The organism is Mycobacterium sp. (assembly GCF_049802695.1).
GTDB lineage: Bacteria > Actinomycetota > Actinomycetes > Mycobacteriales > Mycobacteriaceae > Mycobacterium.
In genome coordinates this window covers 1-4,049 of sequence record NZ_JBARMY010000425.1, presented here as the reverse complement: position 1 = coordinate 4,049, position 4,049 = coordinate 1, and the positions used below count along the sequence as shown (strand labels likewise).

Below are 4,049 nucleotides of genomic sequence, written 5' to 3'. Positions count from 1 at the left end.
CGGGCGGGGCTCGAACCCGCGACCAACGGATTATGAGTCCGCGGCTCTAACCAACTGAGCTACCGCCCCTTAGTTACCTAGCTGCAGACGGCCCCGGCGCACGGCACCAGTGGGGAATACCACGTCGGGAGGACCCTCTGCCTGAGGTAGAGAGTAACGCCCGCCTGTTCATGGGTGGTGTGGTGGCACGTCGGCCGTCAGAGTGAAGCCCGCAAACCGGTATTGAAGCCCGAGACAGAGTTACGCCCCCAGCGGCCCTTGGTCGGGGACGCTGGTCGCCACTGATGCATAGGCGCGGGCCAGTTCCTCCACTACCTGCTCGGTCAGAGTATGGGCGGCCGCGTGCTTGTCGAGGATGGCGATGATCGCCCCGAACAACGACTCTGCGGCATCGTGCTGCGATTGCTTTGCTGTCATGGTTCCGCTGGCACCGCCTTTTCGCTGGTCATCGCCCGTCAAGCATCGGCAATCATGCTTGCATGCCGGGCGGCACCGCGCCTGTTCGTCAGGTGAACACTGTCTGACCATCCGCGCCGATGCGGTACCGCTAGTTGCCTTCTACCTGCGGAGCGTCGCCGCCTAATGCGACGGCGATCTTGTTGCTGACATTTCGCATCACGTCGAACGTCAACTCGACGGCCTCGACGTCGGAGAAGTGCGTTTAAACTTCGTCAGCACCGAGGCTTCGCGCATCGGCTTGGGCGACCGACAGTTGCGCTGCGTTGCGCCGCGCAACCGGACCCGCTCTGTCGTCAGTGGGGCCGGCAAAAGCGTCGGCAAGTCCGCCCTTTATCTAGACGCCAGTTGCGGACGTGCTATCCAGGACGATCTTGGGGAATGCGAGCTTCGTCGAAGCGAATCAGTTGCTGCCACCGACGTCCCTTGGCGCGTAGCCGCATCGCCTACAACGTTTCGGCCACTCCTGCGTCCAGAGCACTTCAGCCTTTGGCATCGATTGCTGTCGCGACGTCAGTGCCCCTTTCGGTGAGCTTGAGCCAAGGCTGCCACTGCCGCGCCGCTCGCCTGACAGGACAGCCCGAGCTGAGCAGGACCCGCCGAAGCGTTCAGTTCGCTGACCAGCGCCCCACCTGCTGGCCATCGTCTGCACAGCAGTGGTATCCATGCGCAGGTGCTCCGACATGGCGGAAGCGTAGCCGGATTCTCCAGCGGCGTCAGTTCACCCGCGTCACTGCGCCTGACTCACCGACGACATGTGAAAGTCCGGAATCCGCAGCGATGGCATCGCCGCGCGGGTCGCGTAATCGCCCCACTCCCGCGGCAGCGTCACCTCGCTGACCCCGGCCTCGCTCGCGCGCCGCAGCAGGTTCAGCGGACTCTCATTGAACCGGAAGTTGTTGACCGCGGCCGTCACTGCGCCGTCCTCGACCAGGTACACACCGTCGCGGGTCAGCCCGGTCAGCAGCAGCGTCGTCGGGTCGACCTCGCGGATGTACCACAGTGTGGTCAGCAGCAAGCCGCGCTCAGTGCCGGCAACCAGTTCGTCCAAACTTGCTGTGCCGCCGGTCATCAGCACATTGTCGGCGGCCACCGCAACCGGCACCTGAAATTCCGCTGCCGAAGCACGCGGATAGGCCAGCGCGTTGATCGTCCCATCGTGTATCCAGTCCACCCGGCTGATGTCCATCCCGTTGTCGAACACCGACACGGTCTCCGACGAACTGCTGGCCGCCACGAACGGCGACGACTGCAGGCCCGCCGCAAAAGGGTCGGAGTACAAGGTCAGCGGCAGGTCGGTAAGCCGCTCCCCCACTCGGGTTCCGCCCTCGGGGGCCGACAGCGCGGTGCGGCCCTCCTGCGCGCCGCGGCCGCCCATCGTCCAGCCCAGATAGATCATCATGTCGGCCACCGTCGACGGCGGCATGATCGTTTCATAGCGCCCGGCCGGTAGGCTTACCGTCCGCTGCGCCCAGCCAAGCCGCGTGGACAGCTGCTCCAGCAGCGAGTCCGTGGGTACCGCAATGAAATCGGGCGTGCCGATACCGGTCCACGCGCTGGCGCCGTCGCGTTTAGCATTGATCTCCACCGTTCCGGTCGGCTGAGTGTAGCGCCGCCGCAGCCCCGTCGACGATGCCAGAAACGTCGTCTCCAAGCGGTGATAAGCAAAGCCGTACAACTGATCAGCACCCTGGAAACCACGGCTCAACGAGCCGGCGACATCACCGAAAACCTCGGCGCCCGTCGCGGGCACCGGCGCATCCCAGTCGTCGGGCACATCGGTACCGGTCAACAGCGGCGCGGCATCTCGGGCGTCGGGAGCTGAGCGGGCCCCATCTGCCGATGCAGCCACCAAACCCGGAATGAGCGCCGGGTCCACCTCAGCCGACTTCAGCGAGGCGACGCGGACGGTGTCGCCTTGGTGGGCAAAAGAGATCACCGTGGTGGTGCGGCTGCTCGACTGCCCATTGGTGGTCATCGAGTTGTTCGCCCAGCGCAGCGAGGCCTCCGACCGATCAGTGATCAGCACAATCGTCTCGTCCACGCCAGCCGAACGGGCAGCGCCCAGGGCGATTTCGATCGCCAGCTGGGCGCTGATCACAAGCCGACCTCGGCGCGAGTGTTGAGCACGTTGACGCCACGAAACAATGCCGACGGGCAGCCGTGGCTGACCGGGGCCACCTGGCCGGGCTGGGCCTTACCGCAGTTGAACGCACCGCCCAGCCGCCACGTCGACGGACCCCCAACGGCTTCCAGCGAATTCCAGAAATCGGTGGTGGTGGCCTGATACGCGACGTCGCGCAGCTGACCGTTCAGCCGACCATTTCTGATTTTGAAGAACCGCTGGCCGGTGAATTGAAAGTTATACCGCTGCATATCGATTGACCACGACTTGTCGCCGACGATGTAGATGCCATCCTCGACCCGGCTGATCAGGTCGTCGGTGCTCAGGTCCTCAGGGCTGGGCTGCAGCGACACGTTGGCCATCCGCTGGATGGGAACGTGATGCGGCGAATCGGCATACGAGCAGCCATTGGACCGCGCCTTGCCGAGCCGCGGCGCGAACACCCGATCGAGCTGATAGCCGACGAACAGCCCGTCGCGCACCAGATCCCAGCTTTGGGCGGCCACGCCCTCGTCGTCGTAACCGACACTCGCTAAACCATATTCGACGGTGCGGTCGGCGGTCACGTTCATCACCGGCGAACCGTAGTGCAAGCTACCGAGCTTGTCCGGCGTGGCGAATGACGTCCCGGCATAGGCCGCTTCGTAGCCGATCGCGCGGTCGTATTCGGTTGCGTGACCGATGGATTCGTGAATTGTCAGCCACAGGTTGGTCGGATCGATCACCAGATCGGTCGGACCGGCCGGCACGCTCGGTGACTTGACCTTCTCGGCCAGCAGCGACGGCAGCTGTGCAAGCTCGTCGGACCAATTCCACACCTCGTCACCGGCCAAGACCTCCCAGCCGCGGCCCATCGGCGGCGCCAGCGTGCGCATCGAGCCGAATCCGCCGCCCCCGCCGATCAGCGTCACCGCCTCCTGCCGCGATAGCAGCCGCACCCGCTGCTGGGTGATCGATGAGCCGAAGGTGTCGGCGTAGAACGTCTGCTCCTTGACCGCGATCAGCCCGGCTGACACGTGATCGATTCCGTCAGAAGCCAGCAACCTGCCCGAGTAGTCCCCGAGCAAAGCGATCTTATCCGCGCTCGGCACGTCGAATGGGTCGACGGCGTAGTTCGACACCCAGGTGGCGTCGGTGTAGATCGGTTCGGCCGCAAGCTCGACACGCTCACCGTTCAGCGCCTGGAGAGTGGTCGCCACCTGCACGGCCCGCCGCGCGGTGTCAGCCGCCACATCAGTGGCCAGCTCGGCGTGTGACGCGAAGCCCCAGGTGCCGTCGACGATGACCCGCACCGCCAACCCGAGTTCGCGGTCGACGACGGAGGCTTGCAGCTCGCCGTCGCGCAACTGGATGGTTTCGGTCGTGATGCGGTGAACCCGCAGGTCGGCGTGGCTCGCCCCGGCCGCGGTAGCCGCGGACAGCGCGGCGTCGGCCAGCTCCTGGCGGGGCAGGTTGAGGAAGTCCGAAT

3 protein-coding genes and 1 pseudogene are annotated in these 4,049 nt (G+C 65.3%); all 4 read right to left on the bottom strand.

Translation table 11 applies throughout. From position 1 onward, the window contains the following. Positions 1-240: 240 nt before the first annotated feature. Entirely contained in the window at positions 241-417 is a 177-nt protein-coding gene (locus WA317_RS17225) for a hypothetical protein (RefSeq protein WP_425174184.1), read from the bottom strand. Positions 418-547: 130 nt separating this feature from the next. Beyond that, a pseudogene (locus WA317_RS17220) lies at positions 548-658 on the bottom strand (carboxymuconolactone decarboxylase family protein); the annotation flags it as partial. A 528-nt stretch (positions 659-1,186) separates the two neighbouring features. Next, positions 1,187-2,557 (bottom strand): metallopeptidase TldD-related protein, encoded by a 1,371-nt coding sequence (locus tag WA317_RS17215; RefSeq protein ID WP_425174183.1) that lies wholly within the window; start codon positions 2,555-2,557, stop codon positions 1,187-1,189. Further along, positions 2,554-4,049, bottom strand: a 1,496-nt coding sequence (locus WA317_RS17210) for a TldD/PmbA family protein (protein ID WP_425174182.1), incomplete at its 5' end; no start/stop codon positions are given. The genes WA317_RS17215 and WA317_RS17210, both read right to left, overlap by 4 nt.

Bases quoted from the DNA above. Each gene is read 5' to 3' on its own strand.
- WA317_RS17225 (WP_425174184.1), bottom strand. From the start codon at position 417: ATGACAGCAAAGCAATCGCAGCACGATGCCGCAGAGTCGTTGTTCGGG.